Origin of the sequence: Burkholderia ubonensis subsp. mesacidophila, from assembly GCF_002097715.1 — a bacterium.
GTDB lineage: Bacteria > Pseudomonadota > Gammaproteobacteria > Burkholderiales > Burkholderiaceae > Burkholderia > Burkholderia mesacidophila.
Window position 1 is genome coordinate 154,870 of record NZ_CP020737.1, and the last position, 19,249, is coordinate 174,118.

A 19,249-nucleotide genomic window follows, 5' to 3' on the forward strand; every position below is an offset into this window, starting at 1 on the left:
GAGCGAGAGATGGACCACACGTTTTCCGCCGCGTCGGCGCACCGCCGCACGCTCGTGCTGGCCGCCGTGTGCGCGGCCGCGGTCGCGCTGCCGCTGAGCTTTTCCGGCGGCGCGGTCGCGACGCCCGCGATCGGCCGCGACCTGCACGGCGGGCCGGTCGCGCTGAACTGGATCACGAACGCGTTCATGCTCGCGTTCGGCAGCTTCCTGATGGCCGCCGGCGCGCTCGCCGACCAGTTCGGCCGCAAGCGCGTGTTCGCGATCGGCGTCGCCGCGTTCACGCTGTGCTCGGTCGCGCTCGCGTTCGCGCCGTCGATCGTCGCGCTCGACCTGCTGCGCGCCGCGCAAGGCGTGGCCGCCGCGGCGGCGCTCGCGGGCGGCACCGCCGCGCTCGCGCAGGAGTTCGACGGCCCGGCGCGCACGCGCGCGTTCAGCCTGCTCGGCACGACGTTCGGCGTCGGCCTCGCGTTCGGCCCGGTGCTGGCCGGCTGCCTGATCGAGCGCTACGGTTGGCGCGCAATTTTCGTGACGGGCGCGGTGGCCGGCGCGCTGTCGCTCGCGTTCGGGCTGCCACGGATGCGCGAGTCGCGCGACCCGCACGCGACGGGGCTCGACTGGCCCGGCACCGTCACGTTTACCGCCGCGCTGACGCTGCTCACGTTCGGCGTGATCGAGGCGCCGGAGCGCGGCTGGACGAGCCCGCTCGTCATCGTGCTGCTGGCCGGCGCAGCGCTGCTCGCGGCCGCGTTCGTCGCGATCGAGACCCGCGTCGCGCGGCCGATGCTCGACCTGTCGCTGTTCCGCATCCCGCGCTTCGTCGGCGTGCAGGTGCTGCCGGTGTCGACCTGCTGCTGCTACATCGTGCTGCTCGTCGTGCTGCCGCTGCGCTTCATCGGCATCGACGGCTTCAGCGAGATCGACGCCGGCTGGCTGATGCTCGCGATCTCCGCGCCGATGCTGGTCGTGCCGCTCGTCGCGGCGACGCTCGCGCGCCGGCTGTCGGCCGGCGTGATTTCCGCCGTCGGGCTCGTGATCGCGGCGGCGGGGCTCGTGTGGCTGGGCGTCGCATTGCGCCACGGCGCGGGACCGGCGGCGATCGCGCCGATGCTCGCGATCGGCGTCGGCGCCGGAATGCCGTGGGGGCTGATGGACGGGTTGTCGGTGAGCGTCGTGCCGAAGGAGCGGGCCGGGATGGCGACCGGCATCTTCAGCACGACGCGGGTGGCGGGCGAGGGCATCGCGCTCGCGATCGCCGGCGCGGTGCTCGCGACGCTCGCGCAGGCGGGGCTGCGCGCGACGTCCGTGGGGGCCGTGGCGGGCGTGACGCCCGACGCGATCGTCCGCGCGTCCGCCCGGCTCGCGACCGGCGACCTCGGCGGCGCGGCGGCCGCGTGGCCGCAGGCCGGGGCCGCGGTGCTGCGGCACAGCTACGCGCAGGCGTTCGATCATCTGCTGATCGGGCTGGCCGTCGTCACGCTGCTGTGCGCGGCGGTCGTGTTCGTGTTTCTCGGCGGGCGGCGCGCGGAATCGGCGTAACTGGAGTAAGCCCGTGCTAGGCCGGAACGAGCATCGGCAACCCGGCATCCGTGCGCCGATCCGCGGTGTCGACCGCGACGACGACGTAGCGCTGCGCCGCCGGCCAGATGTGCGCCCAGCGGCGCGCGTCTTCATCGATGCTTGCGCGGCCCTGCACGCGCCACGTCGTCTGGCGCGCAAAGTCGACGAACAGCAGCGCGATGCCGGGATTCACGAGCAGGTTGCCGAGCGTGTTGAACAGGTTGTTGCCCGCGAAGTCGGGGAGCACGAGCGTGCCCCGATCGGGCGCGTCGACGAGCGGCTCGAACGTGCCGTCGCCGCGCGGCTGCCGCCCGCGGTACGAGCAATCGGCGTCGCCGGCCGCATTGGCGGTCGCGACGATCAGGAACGCCTGCTCGCGGATGAACGCGATCGCGTCGGCGGAAAGGGGACCGGGACGATTCATTGGCTCGCTCGATGAACGCGCAGGGGCGCACGACACGCGGACGCAAGCGGCATGCCACCGTGCCGCTGCCGCGCGCGTGCGCATGGCAGTGCGCCGGCGCTGTTGAAATTCCGAACGAATCGCGGAGCGCAGGCCGGGCGCGGTGTTCCGTTTTTGAGCAGTCCCCTGCGACACATCCGGCGTCGCGCACGGCGCGCGGCCGTGCCGTCCGTCCGCCGCTCCTTTGGCATGCATGTTGCGTTATCCGACACGCGCAACCACCCGGTGCTGCATTCCGACAAGCATCACAAACAGGAGACACTGATGAACCCCTTCGACCTGAAACAACTGGGCCTCGACGTCGAATACCCGTACCGCCAGCAATACGACAACTACATCGGCGGCAAGTGGGTGCCTCCGGTCAAGGGCGAATACTTCGAGAACGTGTCGCCGATCAACGGCCAGCCGTTCTGCCGCATTCCGCGCTCCGGCGCCGACGACATCGAGATCGCGCTCGACGCGGCCCATGCCGCGCGCCGCCAGTGGGGCAAGACGTCCGTGACCGAGCGCGCGAACCTGCTGCTCGCCGCGGCCGACCGGATGGAAAAGAACCTGAAGCTGCTCGCCGTCGCGGAAACGATCGACAACGGCAAGCCGCTGCGCGAGACGATGGCCGCCGACCTGCCGCTCGCCGTCGATCACTTCCGTTATTTCGCGGGCTGCATCCGCGCGCAGGAAGGCGGCATCTCCGAGATCGACGACAACACGGTCGCGTACCACTTCCATGAGCCGCTCGGCGTCGTCGGCCAGATCATCCCGTGGAACTTCCCGCTGCTGATGGCCGCGTGGAAGCTCGCGCCGGCGCTCGCGTCCGGCTGCTGCATCGTGATGAAGCCGGCCGAGCAGACACCCGCGTCGGTGCTCGTGCTGATGGAGCTGATCGGCGACCTGTTCCCGCCGGGCGTGATCAACATCGTGAACGGCTTCGGCAAGGAAGCCGGCGAGGCGCTCGCCACCAGCAAGCGCATCGCGAAGATCGCGTTCACGGGCTCGACGCCGGTCGGCAAGCACATCCTGCGCGCCGCCGCCGACAACCTGATCCCGTCGACGGTCGAGCTGGGCGGCAAGAGCCCGAACATCTTCTTCGCCGACGTGCTCGACCAGGACGACGCGTTCCTCGACAAGGCGCTCGAAGGGCTCGCGATGTTCGCGCTGAACCAGGGCGAGGTCTGCACCTGCCCGTCGCGCGTGCTGATCCAGGAGTCGATCTACGAGCGCTTCATCGAGAAGGCGGTCGCACGCGTCGAGCGCATCAAGGCCGGCCATCCGCTCGACCTGCAGACGATGATCGGCGCGCAGGCGTCGCAGCAGCAGCTCGACAAGATCCTGTCGTACATCGACATCGGCCGCGGCGAAGGCGCGCAATGCCTGACGGGCGGCGAGCGCACGGCGCCGGCGGCCGACCTCGGCGCGGGCTACTACGTGAAGCCGACGATGCTGCTCGGCAACAACAAGATGCGCGTGTTCCAGGAAGAGATCTTCGGGCCGGTCGCGTCGGTGATGACGTTCAAGGACGAGCAGGAAGCGATCGAGCTCGCGAACGACACGTTCTACGGCCTCGGCGCGGGCGTGTGGACGCGCAACGGCACGCGCGCGTACCGGATGGGCCGCGAGATCGAGGCCGGCCGCGTGTGGACCAACTGCTACCACCTGTACCCCGCGCATGCGGCGTTCGGCGGCTACAAGCAGTCGGGCATCGGCCGCGAGACGCACAAGACGGCGCTGTCGAACTACCAGCAGACGAAGTGCCTGCTGGTCAGCTACCAGGCCGAGGCGCTCGGGTTCTTCTGATCGCCGCTGGGGCGGGCGCGCGCCGTTTGCGTTCGCGCGCCGGCGCGCGTCAGTCCGCGCCGGCGCGTCCCCCGAGGAGCCGACATGGCGGAACCGATTCGACCGACTTCGCGGGATCCGGTGTTTCACGACGGCGAGCTCGACGCGCATCGCCGCTTCGGCGTCGTCGACGAAGCCGAGCACATGCGCGACGTCGTCACGACGCGGCTGAGCATCGGCGTGCGGCATTTCATCGAGACGCAGCCGTTCATGTTCGTCGGCGTGGGGGGCGGCGGCCACGCGCCCGTGACCTGCGACATCGTGCAATCGATGCGCGACGCGCACGGCGAATGGCTGCCGGTCGTCACGGTGCTCGATACGAGGACGCTGCGCTTCGCGTTGCCGCGCCCGGCCGGGCAGGGCGATGGCGGCCGGATCGGCGCCGCGCAATGCGACGGCAACGGGGTCGGGCTGCTGTTCGTCGATTTCCTGCGCGGCATCCGGTACCGGGTCAACGGTCGGGCGGTCGTGTGCAACGACCCGTGCGACGGCGGCGCGACGCCGTGGCCGGCGGGCTGCCCGATCGTCGAGCTGACCGTCCGGCAGGCGTACGGGAATTGCGGCACGCGCGTCGTGCGGCTGCGGCCGGGAGGCGGCGCGTGACCCGGCGCGTGATCCGGCGCGTCGTCCGCGAGTTCTCCGATGTGGCGGGGCGAGCGGGCAACCGCGTCGGGCTCGGCTGCGCACGACGCACCGGCGCTCGCGCGGCTGCACCAGCCGGGTGCGCGTCGGGCGGCATCGCGGTCAGTACGCATTGCGCGTCCGGGCGCGCCGTCGTTGAATGACGGGCTTGAGCCGGATCGCACAGCCTGTCCGCGATTCGGCACGGGACTTGCGTGTCATGCGCGGTTCCGGGCGGTTGAAGGAGAAACACGATGAGTGAACGAGTGGAGCGTGCCGCCGAGCCGACGGCCGAGGACACGCGGTGCAATGCGCAAGGCGGCGAAGCGCCGGCCGGGCAGGCCGTCGTCAGCGTCGCACACGACGCCGACGAGCAGGCGCGCAACCTGATCGGCTGGCGGCAGACCTACGACCAGCTCGCGGCGGGCCGCTTCGTCGGCACGCTGACCGAGCTGCCGCTCGACACGATGAAGCTGTTCCGCGAATCGACGAGCCACATGTTGCGCCAGGCGTGCGAGGTGCGCGGCGATGCGTACTGGTTCGGCATCCCGCTCGTGCGCGACGGCGCGGCGCGCGTCGATGCGCACCGGATCGACGCCGGCGCGCTCGCGTTCCGGCCCGGCAACGTCGAATTCGAATTGCTGACGCCCGCCCAGTTCTCGATCTACGGCGTCGTCGTGCGCGGCGACGTGCTGCGCCGGTATGCGGAGCAGGTCGAGCGCTGCGGGCTCGACGACCGGCTGCCCGCGCAGAGCGTGATGCAGGTCGGCGAGGCGCGGCTCACGCGCCTGTGCGCGCTGCTCGGTGCGCGGCTCGACGACGCGGCGGCCGCCGCCGCGCCGCTGCCGGACCCGCAGCGCAACGACCTGCAGGCCGAGGTGCTCGCGGCGCTGTTCGACGTGTGTGCGCTGCCCGCCGACGGCGCGGCCGGCACGGCGCTGTCGAGACGGCGCCGGATCGTCGAGCAGGCGCGCGACTACGTGCTCGCGCACCGCTCGCGGCCGGTCGGCGTGCCCGAGCTGTGCGAACAGCTGCACGTGAGCCGCCGCACGCTGCAGTACTGCTTCCAGGACGTGCTCGGGATGGCGCCCGCGACCTATCTGCGCACGCTGCGGCTGAACGGCGCGCGGCGCGACCTGTGCGGCCGCGCGGTGGGGTCCGTGCAGGATGTCGCCGAGGCGTGGGGCTTCTGGCACCTGAGCCAGTTCGCGACCGACTACCGGCGGATGTTCGGCAAGCGGCCGTCGGAGACGCTGCGCGACGGCGTGACGATGGTCGCTGCGGGGTAATGGTGGCGTAACGGCGTCCGGGCGCGGCGGCGTGGGTCAAATTACCGGCCAGCCGACCGCATCCCAATCGACCGCGCGATAGGCGGCCTCGACCGCCGCAAGGTCGTCCGGCGCTTCGCTGCGGTGCACCCCGCGCAGCGCGTCCGGCACGTCGAGCGCGACCGGCACGCAATGCGGGTAGTCGCGCACGCGCAGCGCCGGCGCGATCGTCGTGAAGCACGCGAGCGTCGGCACGTCGAAGCCGTCCGCGAGATGCACCGCGGCAGTGTCCGGCGCGAACAGCACGCTTGCGCCCTTGATCCATGCGATGAATGCCGCAGTGTCGCGCGCGAATCCGCTCGCGTCGACATACGCGGGATGCGCGACCGGCCCAAAGCCGACCACGGGCAGCCGGTAGCGCCGCGCGAGCCGGTCGACGAACGCGGCGCGCAACGCCGGCGGCACGCTGCGCACCGCGGTGGTCGCGCTCGGGCAGAACAGCGCGTACGGCCGCCGCCACGCATCGGGCAGCGCGGGGAGCGGCAAGCGTGCGAGCCAGCGGTTGCGCCTGGCCGACGCGGGCAGCCCCGCTGGGTCCGCGCCGAGCGCGGCGAGAAAGAAGTCGATCATCGGCAGCCGCGCGAAATCCGGCCAGTACAGGTGATTGCCGAGATCGATGCAGCGCGTCGCGGCCGGCAGCGCGTCAGCCGGCCACGGCAACGCACGCAACGGCGCGACGACGTCGGCCGCGAGCGCATACAACTCGTCGACATAGCGCGGCGCGCAGGCTGGGCGGTACAGCGTGAAGCGCAGCCCGGGGTGCGCGTCGCGCAACGCGGCGAGCGCGGTCAGGCCGATCACCGAATCGCCGAGCGTGACGCCCATGCCGTTGATCACGTGCACGTGCGGCGCGCCGCCGTAGTCGAACCGGAACGGCTGGGTCGCCGCGTGCAGCAGGCCCAGCGCGGGGGCGGCCGGCACGTGGCCGACGGCGCAGCCATGGCTCCGCTCGAGGTCGTAGGGCGCGACGAGCGTGCCGTCCGGTGCGAGCAGCGTGCCCGGCCAGACGAGCGCTTCGTCAGGTGACAGCGCGGTTCCGGCCGGCATGGCGCACACGTCCATCGTCACGCGCCGCGCGCGCGGCGCCCCTGCTCCCGGATCTGTTCGAGCGTCGCCGCCGGCGTGCAGGCTTCCTGCGGCACGCGGATCTCGATCAACGCGGGCAGGCCGCAGGTGAGTGCGCGGTCCAGCGCGGGCGCGAAGTCGGCGGTGCGCTCGACCGTCTCGCCGTGCGCGCCGAACGCGCGCGCATACGCGGCGAAATCCGGGTTCGTGAGCCCGGTGCCGTGCACGCGTCCCGGGTAGTTGCGCTCCTGATGCATGCGGATCGTGCCGAAATGACTGTTGTTGACGACGATCACGACGATGTTCAGCCCGTACTGCATCGCGGTCGCCAGCTCGTTGCCGGCCATCATGAAGCAGCCGTCGCCGGCGAGCGCGACGACCGCCCGCTGCGGATACAGCGACTTCGCGGCGAGCGCGGCGGGCACGCCGTACCCCATCGCGCCGCTGGTCGGCGCGACCTGCGAGCGGAAATGGCGGTACGCGAAGTGCCGGTGCAGCCAGATCGCGTAGTTGCCCGCGCCGTTGGTCAGGATCGCGTCGTGCGGCAGCCGCTCGCGCAGCTGCACCATCACGTCGCCGAGCTGGACGTCGCCGGGCATCGGCAGCGGCGCATGCCAGTCGAGATACGCGCGGTGCGCGTCGGCCGCGCTGCCGGCCCACGCGGGCGATGCCGGCGGTTCGAGCGCGGCGAGCGGCGCGGCGATCTCCGGCATGCCGGACACGATCGGCAGGTCGGCCGCGTAGACCCGGCCGAGTTCGTCCGCGCCCTGGTGAACGTGGATCAACGTCTGGCGGGTCTTCGGGATGTCGAGCAGCGTGTAGCCGCCGGTCGTCGCTTCGCCGAGGCGCGGCCCGAGCGCGAACAGCAGGTCGGCCTCGCGGATGCGTCGCGCGAGCGCGGGATTGATGCCGAGCCCGACGTCGCCCGCGTAGTTCGGATGCGCGTTGTCGAAGGTGTCCTGGTAGCGGAACGCGCACGCGACCGGCAGTTGCCAGCGCTCGACGAAGGTGCGCAGGTTCGCGCACGCGTCGATCGTCCAGCCGCTGCCGCCGACGACGACCAGCGGCCGCTGGGCGCGCGCGAGCCGCTCGCGCAGCTCGTCCATCTGCGCGGCGGACGGCGCGGCCGCGACGCGCTTCGCGGCTGGCACGACCGGCTGCGGCGCGCACGCGTCGGACAGCACGTCTTCCGGCAGCGCGAGCACGACCGGGCCCGGCCGGCCCGACATCGCGACGTGGAACGCGTGGCTCAGGTATTCAGGGATGCGGCGCGGGTCGTCGATCTGCGCGACCCATTTCGCCATCTGGCCGAACATGCGGCGGTAGTCGATTTCCTGGAACGCCTCGCGGTCCATGTGCTCGCGCGCGCACTGGCCGATGAACAGGATCATCGGCGTCGAATCCTGGAACGCGGTGTGCACGCCGATCGACGCGTGCGTCGCGCCGGGCCCGCGCGTGACGAACGCGACGCCGGGGCGGCCGGTCAGCTTGCCGGCCGCCTCCGCCATGTTCGCGGCGGCCGCCTCGTGGCGGCAGACGACCGTCTGGAGGCGCGCGGTGTGGTCCGCGAGCGCATCGAGCACGGCCAGAAAGCTCTCGCCCGGCACGCAGAACACGCGTTCGACGTGATTGGCGAGCAACGCATCGACGAGCAGGCGTGCGCCGTTGACGCCGCGCGGCTCGAAATCCTCGGAATGCGACATGAGATGCCGTCTCCCTGGGTAGCGGGACGTACAGCTTACGCCGGTTCGGGGGCGGGTGAAAAGTGTCGGAACGCGGGGGGTGTCCGGGAATACCGGGTCGCTCGTCGCGCCAGGCGACGGTGCCGACTGGGCGATGTGCACGCGCCGGCTTTCGTCGTGAATGCGGATGCCGCTCAATAACCCGTCAACGCGCAACGACGGGAGAGGGTGAACGATGCGTACAGATGGATTTGAGTTGTGCGTGGAAGAAATCAGGGAGCGCGTATCGGACATGCCTGTCCGATACGCATGCATACGACCCGGATATTCAGGATCGGCGGTTCCCGGGCCGTGTCGCCCGACGCGCTCAGCACTCGACGATATTCACCGCCAGCCCGCCGCGCGACGTTTCCTTGTACTTCGTCTTCATGTCGGCGCCGGTTTCGCGCATCGTCTTGATCACCGAATCGAGCGACACGTAGTGCGTGCCGTCGCCGCGCAGCGCCATGCGCGCCGCGTTGACCGCCTTCACCGACGCCATCGCGTTGCGCTCGATGCACGGGATCTGCACCATCCCGCCGACCGGGTCGCAGGTGAGGCCGAGGTTGTGCTCCATGCCGATCTCGGCCGCGTTCTCGACCTGGCGCGGCGTGCCGCCGAGCACCGCGGCGAGCGCGCCCGCCGCCATCGAGCACGCGACCCCGACTTCGCCCTGGCAGCCGACTTCCGCGCCGGAGATCGACGCGTTCAGCTTGTACAGGATGCCGATCGCGGCGGCCGTCAGCAGGAAGTCGATCACGCCCTGTTCGTTCGCGCCCGGCGTGAAGCGCGTGTAGTAATGCAGCACCGCCGGGATGATGCCGGCCGCGCCGTTGGTCGGCGCGGTGACGACGCGCCCGCCGGCCGCGTTTTCCTCGTTGACCGCGATCGCGTACAGGTTGATCCAGTCGATCATCGACAGCGGGTCCTGCAGCGCGCGCTCGGGGCTGCCCGTCAGCGTGCGGTACAGCTGCGGCGCGCGGCGCTTGACCTGGAACGGGCCGGGCAGGTTGCCGTCCGCGTCCGGGTTGCCGATCCCGCAGCCGCGCGACACGCACGACTGCATCACGCTCCAGATCTTCAGCAGGCCGTCGCGGGTTTCTTCCTCGGTGTGCCACGCGCGCTCGTTTTCCCACATCAGCTGCGCGATCGACTTGCCGGTCGACTCGGTCAGCGCGAGCAGTTCCGCCGCGTTGGTGAACGGATGCGTCATCTGCTCGGCGGCGCTCAGCACCTTGGTGTTCGGCGCGCCGGCCGTCACGACGAAGCCGCCGCCGACCGACAAGTAGGTGCGCTCGACCAGCACCGCGCCGCTCGCGTCGGTCGCGCGCAGCTTCATCCCGTTCGGATGCTCGGGCAGCGCCTGGCGGTAGAACGCGATGTGCTCCTTCAGGACGAACGGAACCGGATGCTTGCCGAGCAGCGCGAGCGTCTTCGACGTGCGCACGGCTTCGAGACGGGCGGCGATCGTTTCGGGATCGACGGTGTCGGGCGCGTCGCCGAGCAGGCCGAGCATCACGCCGCGGTCGGTGCCGTGGCCCTTGCCGGTCGCGCCGAGCGAGCCGTACAGCTCGACCTTCACGTGCGCGGTCGCGTCGAGCTGCCCGTCGCGCTCGAGGCCCTGGACGAACATCAGCGCGGCGCGCATCGGGCCGACCGTGTGCGAGCTGGACGGGCCGATGCCGATCTTGAAGAGGTCAAACACGCTGACTGCCATTTTGATTCCTGCCTTGCTGTAAGAATTCTAGCGCGCCTGCAGCGGCAAGCACGCGGCTAGCCATGCGGGCGGCGTCGGGGAGAGCTGCTGCGCGATGCGGGCGTAGCGCCCGTCGAGCCGCGCGGCCAGATGAAAGAGTTCGGTGGCGTTTTTCGGGTCCCACTGCCCCGTGTAGCCGGGAAGGCCGGCTTCGCGCCGCTTCGCGTCGAACGCGACCGGCGAATGCACGAATTCCTCATGCGTTTTCTCGCCGCGTGCGTACGGCGCGAGCCAGTCGAGCGCCGCGGCGAGCGTCGCGCCGTTCGCGCCCTTTTCGCGCAGCCAGTTGCGGTTGAAGCGGCGCGCGGCGAGCGCGGCGGTCACGAGCGGCTGCAGGTCGTAGACCGCGTAGTGCAGCGCATCGCGCTCCGTGAAGTCGTAGGTCGTGCCGTCCGCGGCGATGTTGTCGGCGAGATGCTCGACGAACAGTCGCTGCGCGGCATTCATCATCTTGCGGTCGCCGAGCGTGAACGCGGACAGCGCGATCAGCTTGATCCGGTGGCTCTGCCAGTTGTTGCGCCAGGTGCCGGCGAGCGGGCGCTTCTGCGCGTCGATCTGCGCGACGTAGCCGGCGCCGAGCTTCGCGATGAACGCGGACGCGGCGTTGCGGGTCTTCACCGGCAGCGCGCTCGCGGTCATGTCGTAGGCCAGGATCAGGCTCTCGAAGCGCGTCTCGTCGATCGGGTTGAAGCTCGGCTGGTAGGTCGCGACCCACGCGGACAGGAAGCGGTCGACGAACTGCAGGTAGCGCGGATCGTTGGTCACGCGCCATGCGAGCGCCGCGTCGCGCATCAGGTCCATGTCCTTCATCGCGGCGACGCTCTGGTCGTACAGGCCTTCGTGCGGCAGCGTGCCTTCCGTGTGCACGCGCGGCAGCGCCTTCGGCTGCTCGCCGAGATGCGCGTCGACGCCGCGGACCAGCGCCTGCACGCCCGGCTCGGCCTGGGTCGTCTCGCTCGACTGCAGCGCGGGTGCCGCGCAGAAATTCATCGCCGCGCGCGCCGCGCCCGACGCGCCGAGACCGGCGGCGGCGAGCGACAGCGACGCGACGAGCGTCGGCACGAACGTGCGGGCGCGCATGCGCCGCCGCATGTGCCGTGATTCGCGGCCCGGGAACATCAGACGCACCATGCGGAACTCCTTCATTGGCTGGATCGCGTGTGATGTTAGCCGGATTGGGGGACGAACGTGAGCCGGTTCGGCTTCCAGGGCAAAAACCGCACGCAACCGGGCGGTTGCGTGCGGTGCGGCATCGGCCGGGCCTGGCCAGGCCTGACCTGGCCGGGCCCGGCCGGAACCAACGCGCGCGTTACGCGTATTCCGACATCGGCACGCACGCGCAGAACAGGTTGCGGTCGCCATAGGCGTTGTCCGCGCGGCCGACCGGCGGCCAGTACTTGTTCGTGCCGAGCGACGCGACCGGGTACGCGGCCTGCTCGCGCGAGTACGCGTGCGGCCATTCGTTCGCGGTGACGACGGCGGCCGTGTGCGGCGCGTGGCGCAGCGGGTTGTCCTCGCGATCGGCGCGGCCTTCCTCGACCGCGCGGATTTCCTCGCGGATCGCGATCATCGCGGCGATGAAGCGGTCGAGCTCCTCCTGCGATTCCGATTCGGTCGGCTCGACCATCAGCGTGCCCGGCACCGGGAAGCTCATCGTCGGCGCGTGGAAGCCGTAGTCCATCAGGCGCTTCGCGACGTCGTCGACGCTGATGCCGCTCGACTCCTTGATCGGGCGCAGGTCGAGAATGCACTCGTGCGCGACCAGCCCGCCCGGGCCCGAATACAGCACCGGGTAGTGCGGCGCGAGGCGCTTCGCGATGTAGTTCGCGTTGAGGATCGCGGTTTCCGTCGCGGCGGTCAGGTTCTTCGCGCCCATCATCGCGATGTACATCCACGAGATCGGCAGGATCGACGCCGAGCCGTACGGCGCGGCCGACACCGCGCCGATGCCTTCCTCGCCGCGCGCGTAGCCGGTCGAGCGCTGGTTCGGCAGGAACTTCGCGAGGTGCGCGCCGACCGCGACCGGGCCGACGCCCGGGCCGCCGCCGCCGTGCGGGATGCAGAAGGTCTTGTGCAGGTTCAGGTGCGAGACGTCGCCGCCGAACTGGCCCGGCGCGGTCAGGCCGACCATCGCGTTCATGTTCGCGCCGTCGACGTACACCTGGCCGCCATGTGCATGCACGATCTCGCAGATTTCGCGTACGTTCTGCTCGAACACGCCGTGCGTCGACGGATACGTGATCATGATCGCCGCGAGGTCCTTCGAATGCTCGTCGGCCTTCGCCTTCAGGTCGGCGATGTCGACGTTGCCCTGCGCGTCGCACGCGACCACCACGACCTTCATGCCGGCCATGTGCGCGGACGCCGGGTTGGTGCCGTGCGCGGACGCCGGGATCAGGCAGACGTCGCGGTGGCTCTCGCCGCGCGACGCGTGGTACGCGTGGATGACCAGCAGGCCCGCGTACTCGCCCTGCGAGCCCGCGTTCGGCTGCAGCGACACGGCCGCGTAGCCGGTGGCCGCGACGAGCATCTGCTCGAGCTGGTCGATCATCTCGCGGTAGCCGACGGTCTGCTCGGCCGGCGCGAACGGGTGGATCTGGCCGAATTCGGGCCACGTGACGGGCAGCATCTCCGACGTCGCGTTCAGCTTCATCGTGCACGAGCCGAGCGGGATCATCGAGCGGTCGAGCGCGAGATCCTTGTCCGACAGGCTGCGCAGGTAGCGCAGCATTTCCGTTTCCGAATGGTGGCGGTTGAACACGTGGTGCGTCAGGTACGCGCTCGTGCGTTCGAGGCCGGCCGGCAGCGCGGCGACGCCGGCGAGGCCCGCGTCCAGCGCGTCGACGTCCGGTGCGGTGCCGCCCGCTGCCTGCGCGAACACGGCGAGGAGATCGGCGAGGTCGCCGCGGGTCGTCGTCTCGTCGACCGACACGCCGACCTGCGTGGCGCTCACGCGGCGCAGGTTGATGCGCTTCGCGCTCGCAAATTCGTGGATCTGCGCGGTGCGCGCGCCGGTGTCGATCGTCAGCGTGTCGAAGAACGTGTCGTTGACGGTCGCGAAGCCGAGCTGCTTCACGCCGGCCGCGACGAGCGCCGCGATGCGGTTCACGCGCAGCGCGATCGTCTTCAGGCCGTGCGGGCCGTGGTAGACCGCGTACATGCTCGCCATGATCGCGAGCAGCGCCTGCGCGGTGCACACGTTCGACGTGGCCTTCTCGCGGCGGATGTGCTGTTCGCGCGTCTGCAGCGCGAGACGCAGCGCGGGCTTGCCCTGCGCGTCGACGGTCACGCCGACGAGGCGGCCCGGCATCTGGCGCTTGAATTCGTCGCGCACGGCCATGTAGGCGGCGTGCGGGCCGCCGAAGCCCATCGGCACGCCGAAGCGCTGCGAGTTGCCGACCGCGACGTCCGCGCCCCAGTCGCCGGGCGGCGTCAGCACGGTGAGCGCGAGCAGGTCGGCCGCGACGACCACGTGGCCGCCGGCCGCGTGGATCGCTTCGGTGAGCGCGCGGTAGTCGCGCACGTCGCCGTTCACGCCCGGATATTGCAGCAGTACGCCGAACGCGTTCGACTGCGCGGCGTCGGCGGCGGGGCCGGTCTTGACCTCGATGCCGACCGGCAGCGCGCGGGTGCGGATCACTTCGAGCGTCTGCGGCAGCACGTCGTCGGCGACATAGAACACGTTCGATTGCGGCTTGCCGACGCGCTGCAGCAGCGTCATCGCCTCGGCCGCGGCGGTTGCCTCGTCGAGCAGCGATGCGTTCGAGATCGCGAGGCCCGTCAGGTCCGCGACCATCTGCTGGTAGTTCAGGAGCGCCTCGAGGCGGCCCTGGGAAATTTCAGGCTGGTACGGCGTATAGGCCGTGTACCACGCCGGGTTTTCGAGCACGTTGCGCAGGATCACCGCCGGGGTGTGCGTGTCGTAGTAGCCCTGGCCGATGTACGAGCGGAACACCTGGTTCTTGTCCGCGAGCGCGCGCAGCGCGGCGAGCGCTTCCGCTTCGCTCTTCGGTTGCGCGAACGGGCCGAGCGGCAGCGTTTCGGCACGGCGGATCGACGCGGGGATCACGGCGTCGATCAGGGCGGCGCGCGTCGCGAAGCCGAGCGTGTCGAGCATGGCCTGCTGGCTGGCGGCGTCGGGGCCGATGTGGCGTTCGGCGAACGCGTCGTGCGTTTCGAGCGCGGCGAGCGAGAGGGGCGTGCGGTTCATCAGGCGGTCCGGGTGTTCGAGCTTCATGGCAATCCTGCAGTCGCGGAGCGCCGCCCGTGCTGCCGGGCCGGCGCGTCGCGCGATTCGTGAGTAGTTGGGTTAGCCGACCAGCTTTGCGTACGCGGCGGCGTCGAGCAGGCCGTCGGTCGATGCACCGGCGGCGAGCTTGATCTTGAAGAGCCACACGTCGTACGCGTCGCTGTTCACCTCTTCCGGCGTATCGACGGCGTCCGCGTTGATCGCGACCACCTCGCCCGACACGGGCGAATAGATGTCCGATGCGGCTTTCACCGATTCGACGACGCCGACGGCGTCGCCTGCCTTCACCTGCTTGCCGACCGGCGGCAGTTCGAGGAAGACGATGTCGCCGAGCGTGTTCTGCGCGTGATCGGTGATGCCGATCGTCAGCGTGCCGTCGGCTTCGGTGCGGATCCACTCGTGTTCGTCGGTGTACTTCAGATCGGCCGGGACGTTGCTCATCGGATGCTCCTGAATAGAAAGGATGTGATTCTTCGTTCTGGCGCACCGTGGCGGTGCGCCGAGTGTGGTTCGCCGGGCGCCATGCCGCCCGGCCCTCCGGGTCGTTACGCAGCGAGGACCTTGCCGTTGCGCACGAACGGCAGTTTTACCACGCGCGCGGGAAGTTGCTTGTCGCGAATCTGCACCTGCACGGTGTCGCCGATCTGCACGGCCGCGGGCACGCGCGCAAAGGCGATCGACTCCTGCATCGACGGCGAGAACGTACCGCTCGTGATCTCGCCTTCGCCGTGCGGCGTGACGACTTTCTGGTGCGCGCGCAGCACGCCGCCCGCCTTGCCGTTCTCCTTCTGCAGGATCAGGCCGACGAACGCGGCGCGCGTGCCGTCGCGCTCGAGCGCGTCGCGGCCGACGAACGCGCGCGGCGTCGTGAGGTCGACGGTCCACGCGAGGCCCGCGTCGAGCGGGGAAACGGTGTCGTCCATGTCCTGGCCGTACAGGTTCATGCCGGCCTCGAGGCGCAGCGTGTCGCGCGCGCCGAGCCCGCACGGGCGCACGCCGTTCTGCTGCAGCGCGCTCCACAGGGCTTCGACGTGGGCGGCCGGAACGATCACCTCGAAACCGTCTTCGCCGGTGTAGCCGGTGCGCGCGACGGTGAGATCGCCGAACGGCGTGCCCGCGACCTGCGCGGCGTTGAACGGCTTGAGCTCGCTCGTCGCGGCGCGCGCGGCGGGGATCGTCGTCCACGCCTTTTCACGGGCGTTCGGGCCCTGCACGGCGACGATCGCGAAATCGCGGCGCGGCGTGATCGTGACGCCGTAGCCGCCTTGCTCGTTGAGCTGGTTGAACCACGCGATGTCCTTCTCGGCGGTGCCGGCGTTGACGACGACGCGGAAGAACTCCTCGGTGAAGTAATAGACGATCAGGTCGTCGATGACGCCGCCCTGCGGATTGAGCAGGCACGAGTAGAGCGCCTTGCCGGGCGTCTTGAGCTTGCCGACGTTGTTCGCGACCGCGTGCTCGAAGAACGCGCGCACGCGGCTGCCGGTGAAATCGACGACGCACATGTGCGACACGTCGAACATGCCGGCGTCGGTGCGCACGGCCTGGTGCTCTTCGATTTGCGAGCCGTAGTTGACGGGCATGTCCCAGCCGCCGAAATCGACCATGCGGGCGTTGAGCGCGCGGTGCGCGGCGTTGAGCGGGGTATGTTTGAGTGCAGTCATCGAGGCCTCAGGCAAGGCGCTTGCGCGCGGGACAATACGGCGATGTGCCGACCGCCGCGGCCTTGGGCCGGCGGGCGGTGCTGTACGTGCCCCTCTGTCCTCGATACCTGAGAGATTGCGCCGCGGGCGATGGCCCTACGAACGCGCGCCCCTTCGGTGGGCAGCCTGCCCGCGCTGCATACGCGCAGCGGGCTACTGCCGCTCTCCAGAGTGCGAAGATCGCGGCCTGCGACGTGCGCAGGCGGGATGCTTCGACGCGGCCGGTCCTTTTGCCTGAGAGTTTGCGGGTGTGCCCCTTCGGCGGCGCGACCGGCGTTTCAGCAACGCGGTCACACGCTCTCCCGACGCGTGCGGGCGACTGTACGCGAGCCCGAAAGCCTTGTCAATTTGGGCAAATCGATGTCGCTTCGCGACAAGCGGCGGCAGGGCGCCGCCGCGTTTTTCGTCTGGCCGCGGTCGTGCGGCTGGCGTTACTCGCCGATCGCGCGCGCCGCGGTGTCGAGTTCCTGGTTCAGCACGCGCTGCTCGTCGCCGGACAGGCCGCCGCCGTGCTGCGCGGCCATGTCGGTCGATTCCTGGCGGATCACGTCGAGCCGGCGATGCAGCGCGGCGCCTTGCGGCGGCGGGTAATAGCCGCCGTTCACGCGCGAGTCGATCCGGCGGCCCAGGTTGTCGATCCGGTTCTGGATCTGCTGCATCCGCTCGTACGCGACGACCTGCGGGTTGGGTTGCGGACTCACCGGCGGGCTGACCTGCGGCACGGGGCGGGGCGGCGGCGCCGGGCGACGCTGCTGCGGCTCGACGATACAGGCCGCGAGCGAGGAAACCAGGGCGCAGCATACTGCCGCGCGAATCAACCGTTGCATCAACATTCTCCTGACGGTGTGGTGTCGGTTTGGTGTCGGATCGACTTTTTTGAGAAACGCATCAGACAGGAGCACCGCTGACTTTCGTTCCCGCGCCATTTGTAACCGATTGTTCCGGCGAAATCGAGCGGGACGGGCAAGGTTCCACGATCGCGGCCGGCGAGGCCGGCTCAGGTCGCTCAGACCGGCTTGCGCACGAACGGCAGGCGCCGTCCTTCGTGCTCGCTCTGCGCGGCGAGCTCGATGATCGTCATCGCGTCGACCGCATCCTGCGGCGTGACCGGGAACGGCGCGCCTTCGCGGATCGACGCGGCGAGCGCGCGGTAGAACTCCGCGTACTGGCCGTCGAGGGTCGGCACCGGGCGCTCGGTTTCGACGTCGCCGTCGAGCATGCGCAGCACGCCGGGCAGGTTGCCGCCGCCGAACTCGACGTCGTCGGGCGTGAGGCCCGCCTTCAACTGGTCTTCCTGCGTGTCGAGCCCGAACTTCTGGTAGCTGCCGCGCGTGCCGTGCAGCGTGAAGCGCGCCGGCTCGATTGCCGACAGCGCGCTCGCGTGCAGCGCGACGTCCTTGTCCGGGTAGCCGAGCTGCAGGTGGACGAAGTCGGGTGCCGAACCGTTGTCGCGGCGGGTCTTGACGGTCGCGCTCACCGTGTCGGGCAGGCCGAACAGCGCGAGCGCCTGGTCGATCAGGTGCGGGCCGAGGTCGAGCAGCAGGCCGCCGCCGCGCGCGGCTTCCTCGCGCCAGCGCACGCGCACCTGCGGCCGGAACCGGTCGAAATGCGACGTGACATAGGTGATGCGGCCGAGCTCGCCGGATTCGACGAGGCGGCGCACGGTGAGGAAATCGCCGTCCCAGCGGCGGTTGTGGAACGGCGCGAACACGCGGCTGCGGGCGTTCGCGAGCCGCGCGAGCGCGAGCGCCTCGTCGGACGTCAGCGTCACCGGCTTGTCGACGACGACATGGCGGCCCGCATCCAGCACCCGCCGCGCGAGCGGGAAGTGCGTGTCGTTCGGCGTGGCGATCACCACGCACTCGATGTCGTCGAGGGCCAGCAGCGCGTCGAGATCGGGCACGACCCGCGCGTCCGGATACGCGGCGTGCGCGCGCTCCGGCTGCCCGGTGGCGATCGCGGCGACCTGCGTGCGGCCGCTCGCCGCGATCACCGGCGCGTGGAACGTCGCGCCGGCGAAACCGAAACCCATCAAACCAATCCTGAGCAATGACGACATGGCATTCCTTGGCAACAAGCGAAACGTGAGGACGGTGCGCCATAACGGCACCATAACGGCGCGATGACGATCGGCTATTTTGGCACGACGGCGGTTTTGAATCCGGCGCGATTTTTGCGCGCGCGCACGTCAGGGGGCGAGGCGCCGGTTCAGTCGTCCAGCCGCTGCCGCAGCGCGGCGGCCGCCTGCGCGGCCCACGACGTGCACGCGGCCGCGCCCGGATGGAAGCCGTCGGACGCCATCAGGTGCGGCTCGAGCGGCACCGCGCACGGCAGGAACGTGCAGCGCGGCTGCGTCGCGGCCCAGCCGGCAAGCGTCGCGTTGAGCCGCTTCGCGCGCAGGCCGAGATACCACCGCAGCGGCTGCGGCAGCGCGGGAAAGCGCTCCATCGGCGGCACCGCGGACAGGATCACGTGCTCGACCCTGAAGCGCGTGGCGAGCAGCTCGACGAGCGTCGCCTGCGCCGCGCGCCAGCGGGCCGGCGGCACGCCCGCCGTCACGTCGTTGACGCCGAGCGACGTGACGGCCGCGTCGAACGCTTCGGCCGGCTCGGCGGCGAGCTGGTCGACGAGATCCTGCGTCGTCATGCCGGTGCGCGCGAGCAGCTTCCAGCTCACCCGGCGAAACGGCGCGAGGGCGTTCGCGAGCTGCCCCGAGAGCGCGTCGCGCTGCGTCGTCACGCCGACGCCGGCGGCGGCGGAGTCGCCGAGCACGAGCAGGCGCAGCGGCGGGCCGTCGCCGGTCACGCCGCTGCGCGGGCCGGCCGCTTCCGCGAGGCGCGGGGTGACGCGGCGCACGTAGCGTCCCTGCGCGAGCAGCAGCGGGCCGAGCGCGGCGGTGGCGAACTGGTATCCCATGGTGTCGATCCGGTGGCGATCCCTATATGGATTGGGGGGC

15 protein-coding genes and 2 riboswitches are annotated in these 19,249 nt (G+C 70.6%); of the genes, 4 read left to right on the plus strand and 11 right to left on the minus strand.

What is annotated here, in order from left to right:
- Nucleotides 1-9: 9 nt before the first annotated feature.
- A complete protein-coding gene (locus B7P44_RS00700) occupies nt 10-1,536 on the plus strand; it encodes an MFS transporter (protein WP_084899561.1) in 1,527 nt (508 codons plus the stop codon).
- 16 nt (nt 1,537-1,552) lie between these two features.
- On the opposite strand, the gene B7P44_RS00705 is transcribed toward B7P44_RS00700, so the two are convergent.
- Nucleotides 1,553-1,981, minus strand: coding sequence for a pyridoxamine 5'-phosphate oxidase family protein (locus tag B7P44_RS00705; protein ID WP_088511393.1), 429 nt, complete (start codon nt 1,979-1,981; stop codon nt 1,553-1,555).
- A 303-nt stretch (nt 1,982-2,284) separates the two neighbouring features.
- Here B7P44_RS00705 and exaC point away from each other — a divergent pair, with 303 nt between their 5' ends.
- The 3 genes from exaC (at nt 2,285) to B7P44_RS00720 (ending at nt 5,760) form a co-directional block, all read left to right on the plus strand.
- On the plus strand, nt 2,285-3,811 hold the full coding sequence (gene exaC, locus B7P44_RS00710; RefSeq protein WP_084906314.1) for an acetaldehyde dehydrogenase ExaC: 1,527 nt from the start codon (nt 2,285-2,287) through the stop codon (nt 3,809-3,811).
- Nucleotides 3,812-3,895: 84 nt separating this feature from the next.
- Nucleotides 3,896-4,453 carry a hypothetical protein gene (locus B7P44_RS00715; RefSeq protein WP_084899566.1) on the plus strand — a complete coding sequence of 186 codons (558 nt, stop codon included), beginning with the start codon at nt 3,896-3,898 and terminating at the stop codon, nt 4,451-4,453.
- Nucleotides 4,454-4,725: 272 nt separating this feature from the next.
- Nucleotides 4,726-5,760: a helix-turn-helix domain-containing protein gene (locus tag B7P44_RS00720; RefSeq protein WP_084899569.1), complete on the plus strand. Its 1,035-nt coding sequence runs from the start codon at nt 4,726-4,728 to the stop codon at nt 5,758-5,760.
- Between the two features lie 36 nt (nt 5,761-5,796).
- On the opposite strand, the gene B7P44_RS00725 is transcribed toward B7P44_RS00720, so the two are convergent.
- From B7P44_RS00725 to B7P44_RS00770, 10 genes are all read right to left on the minus strand, one after another.
- Nucleotides 5,797-6,846, minus strand: coding sequence for a glycosyltransferase family 9 protein (locus B7P44_RS00725; protein WP_231716636.1), 1,050 nt, complete (start codon nt 6,844-6,846; stop codon nt 5,797-5,799).
- A 17-nt stretch (nt 6,847-6,863) separates the two neighbouring features.
- Nucleotides 6,864-8,567, minus strand: a complete 1,704-nt coding sequence (locus B7P44_RS00730; RefSeq protein ID WP_084899574.1) for a thiamine pyrophosphate-binding protein — start codon at nt 8,565-8,567, stop codon at nt 6,864-6,866.
- Nucleotides 8,568-8,913: 346 nt separating this feature from the next.
- Nucleotides 8,914-10,302, minus strand: coding sequence for an L-serine ammonia-lyase (locus B7P44_RS00735; RefSeq protein WP_084899576.1), 1,389 nt, complete (start codon nt 10,300-10,302; stop codon nt 8,914-8,916).
- A gap of 27 nt (nt 10,303-10,329) precedes the next feature.
- Nucleotides 10,330-11,472, minus strand: a complete 1,143-nt coding sequence (locus tag B7P44_RS00740) for an alginate lyase family protein (RefSeq protein WP_084906316.1) — start codon at nt 11,470-11,472, stop codon at nt 10,330-10,332.
- A gap of 178 nt (nt 11,473-11,650) precedes the next feature.
- Nucleotides 11,651-14,578 carry an aminomethyl-transferring glycine dehydrogenase gene (gene gcvP / locus B7P44_RS00745; RefSeq protein WP_084899579.1) on the minus strand — a complete coding sequence of 976 codons (2,928 nt, stop codon included), beginning with the start codon at nt 14,576-14,578 and terminating at the stop codon, nt 11,651-11,653.
- 72 nt (nt 14,579-14,650) lie between these two features.
- Complete coding sequence (gcvH, locus tag B7P44_RS00750) at nt 14,651-15,031, minus strand: glycine cleavage system protein GcvH (RefSeq protein WP_084899581.1); 381 nt, start codon at nt 15,029-15,031, stop codon at nt 14,651-14,653.
- Nucleotides 15,032-15,135: 104 nt separating this feature from the next.
- On the minus strand, nt 15,136-16,254 hold the full coding sequence (gene gcvT / locus B7P44_RS00755) for a glycine cleavage system aminomethyltransferase GcvT (protein WP_084899584.1): 1,119 nt from the start codon (nt 16,252-16,254) through the stop codon (nt 15,136-15,138).
- An 84-nt stretch (nt 16,255-16,338) separates the two neighbouring features.
- Nucleotides 16,339-16,473: riboswitch (glycine riboswitch) on the minus strand.
- Nucleotides 16,474-16,505: 32 nt separating this feature from the next.
- Nucleotides 16,506-16,608, minus strand: a riboswitch (glycine riboswitch).
- Between the two features lie 116 nt (nt 16,609-16,724).
- Nucleotides 16,725-17,120 (minus strand): hypothetical protein, encoded by a 396-nt coding sequence (locus B7P44_RS00760; protein ID WP_084906318.1) that lies wholly within the window; start codon nt 17,118-17,120, stop codon nt 16,725-16,727.
- Between the two features lie 179 nt (nt 17,121-17,299).
- Nucleotides 17,300-18,352 carry an oxidoreductase gene (locus B7P44_RS00765; protein WP_084899586.1) on the minus strand — a complete coding sequence of 351 codons (1,053 nt, stop codon included), beginning with the start codon at nt 18,350-18,352 and terminating at the stop codon, nt 17,300-17,302.
- A 149-nt stretch (nt 18,353-18,501) separates the two neighbouring features.
- Nucleotides 18,502-19,209, minus strand: coding sequence for an SGNH/GDSL hydrolase family protein (locus B7P44_RS00770; RefSeq protein ID WP_084899590.1), 708 nt, complete (start codon nt 19,207-19,209; stop codon nt 18,502-18,504).
- Between the last annotated feature and the right edge of the window lie 40 nt (nt 19,210-19,249).

What these genes read in the sequence shown, in the direction of transcription:
- B7P44_RS00700 (WP_084899561.1), top strand. Translation starts at nt 10, where the DNA reads ATGGACCACACGTTTTCCGCCGCGTCGGCGCACCGCCGCACGCTCGTG.
- B7P44_RS00705 (WP_088511393.1), bottom strand. Translation starts at nt 1,981, where the DNA reads ATGAATCGTCCCGGTCCCCTTTCCGCCGACGCGATCGCGTTCATCCGC.
- exaC (WP_084906314.1), top strand. Translation starts at nt 2,285, where the DNA reads ATGAACCCCTTCGACCTGAAACAACTGGGCCTCGACGTCGAATACCCG.
- B7P44_RS00715 (WP_084899566.1), top strand. Translation starts at nt 3,896, where the DNA reads ATGGCGGAACCGATTCGACCGACTTCGCGGGATCCGGTGTTTCACGAC.
- B7P44_RS00720 (WP_084899569.1), top strand. Translation starts at nt 4,726, where the DNA reads ATGAGTGAACGAGTGGAGCGTGCCGCCGAGCCGACGGCCGAGGACACG.
- B7P44_RS00725 (WP_231716636.1), bottom strand. Translation starts at nt 6,846, where the DNA reads ATGCCGGCCGGAACCGCGCTGTCACCTGACGAAGCGCTCGTCTGGCCG.
- B7P44_RS00730 (WP_084899574.1), bottom strand. Translation starts at nt 8,567, where the DNA reads ATGTCGCATTCCGAGGATTTCGAGCCGCGCGGCGTCAACGGCGCACGC.
- B7P44_RS00735 (WP_084899576.1), bottom strand. Translation starts at nt 10,302, where the DNA reads ATGGCAGTCAGCGTGTTTGACCTCTTCAAGATCGGCATCGGCCCGTCC.
- B7P44_RS00740 (WP_084906316.1), bottom strand. Translation starts at nt 11,472, where the DNA reads ATGGTGCGTCTGATGTTCCCGGGCCGCGAATCACGGCACATGCGGCGG.
- gcvP (WP_084899579.1), bottom strand. Translation starts at nt 14,578, where the DNA reads ATGAAGCTCGAACACCCGGACCGCCTGATGAACCGCACGCCCCTCTCG.
- gcvH (WP_084899581.1), bottom strand. Translation starts at nt 15,031, where the DNA reads ATGAGCAACGTCCCGGCCGATCTGAAGTACACCGACGAACACGAGTGG.
- gcvT (WP_084899584.1), bottom strand. Translation starts at nt 16,254, where the DNA reads ATGACTGCACTCAAACATACCCCGCTCAACGCCGCGCACCGCGCGCTC.
- B7P44_RS00760 (WP_084906318.1), bottom strand. Translation starts at nt 17,120, where the DNA reads ATGCAACGGTTGATTCGCGCGGCAGTATGCTGCGCCCTGGTTTCCTCG.
- B7P44_RS00765 (WP_084899586.1), bottom strand. Translation starts at nt 18,352, where the DNA reads ATGTCGTCATTGCTCAGGATTGGTTTGATGGGTTTCGGTTTCGCCGGC.
- B7P44_RS00770 (WP_084899590.1), bottom strand. Translation starts at nt 19,209, where the DNA reads ATGGGATACCAGTTCGCCACCGCCGCGCTCGGCCCGCTGCTGCTCGCG.